The organism is Paenibacillus sp. EB106-05-06-XG162 (genome assembly GCF_058791655.1).
In genome coordinates this window covers 1-1,410 of the sequence record NZ_JBYTDT010000039.1, presented here as the reverse complement: position 1 = coordinate 1,410, position 1,410 = coordinate 1, and the positions used below count along the sequence as shown (strand labels likewise).

Sequence of the window (1,410 nt, the reverse complement as noted above, 5' to 3'; positions counted from 1 at the left end):
CTGGATCAAGAAAAGAAAACCATACATGCCCATGAATGACACGCACTCGACCTATCTTTAGCCCCCTCACAGACAGCTCCCGGTATGTAAGAAACAAGGAATTAAAATTAGCGTTTCGAAACGCCATTACGAAAGTCTCAAGTAGTTCTCCGTCCGCCTTAGATATTGCCGTCTCCGTTTCTTTGTTGTCCATATCCAAAAGATGAAAATGACGATCCGCAGCTTTTTGGAGCCTATTTCGGGCGCGATGAAGCGCTGCCTTGACCGCAGTCACCGGTTGCCCTAGCACCGTTGCTGTTTCAGAAGGGGAAAAACCGAACACATCCGTCAACAAAATCAGTGCTGCCTGTCTAGGTTCTAATGCATCCATAAGTGTTTCCAAGGATTCGCGAACGTCATACGGACTCCACTCCTCGTAAACTACATCCGCTTGATTAATCAAGAAATCTGGGTGAAAAGCAATTCTCTTTCTACGGCATATATCCAGCCAAGTATTCGAAGCAATTCGAAATAAATAGGGCTTGCTCAACTCACGCTCAGGCCAGCGTAAAAATCTGCGATACGCTTTAAGCATCGTCTCCTGAAATAGGTCTTCCCCGTCCCATGTCGATTCGACGATCCTCATGCAATACCTTTTAAGCTCCGATTCAAAGGGCAGTGTTAGTTCCTCAAATGTAGTATAAATTAATTCCAGAGATTCCTTAGGAATATCTGTTCCTCCTTCCTGTGGAAATCATGTTCACTTTCATAAATATATAACGAGAATTTACGGGCAATAGATACTGGCAAAATGAAATATTTCTTAATTTGTGAAGAGCCTACACTTTACTCTTTCAGTGATGATCCATTAACGTTCCTCGTTAGGCTTAATAAACGTACTTGGAACCAAGACCCCAATATGTGTAATCATAGGTGTTTGGTTGCTGAATAAGATACTTAGATCTATTTATCCAGTCGGTTAGTTTATCTGATTTAGCTGAAATTGCCACTTTATCTAATAACATTTTAAGCATTTCAATTTCTTGAATGTCTCCTGACCTAACAATATCTCCTGTGAAAACGTAAAGGCTGCTAAGAAAGAATGAAGTGTGATTGCAGTTTTCATCGTCAATAAATGAACAAATCATCGTTATATTTACAAAACTATTTACAGCTAATTCCCAATCTTGTTCTGGAATCATCTCATCACTGTATGCCCAAGCTTTTATTTCTTCTGGGGTAGGATTCCACGCATGTTGTGCATCTCTAAAAATAATACCATCCCCTTTCACTTTACTTGATTTCCGACAGAAACAATATTAGTTATTTATTAAGCTATAGTGTCCCGTTAGCTTAATGACATTGTGGTTTTTACTGACTTATCCAAAATATTAATATTATAATTCCGACTCCTATAGGTAGCAGCCCTTG

At 39.7% G+C, this 1,410-nt stretch carries 2 protein-coding genes; both read right to left on the bottom strand.

The genetic code is table 11. From position 1 onward, the window contains the following. Positions 1 to 625 (bottom strand): RNA polymerase sigma factor (locus AC3WU2_RS30605; protein ID WP_492458607.1); only part of this gene is annotated, 625 nt, incomplete at its 3' end. A 241-nt stretch (positions 626 to 866) separates the two neighbouring features. Next, positions 867 to 1,271, bottom strand: coding sequence for a hypothetical protein (locus tag AC3WU2_RS30600; protein ID WP_492458606.1), 405 nt, complete (start codon positions 1,269 to 1,271; stop codon positions 867 to 869). Between the last annotated feature and the right edge of the window lie 139 nt (positions 1,272 to 1,410).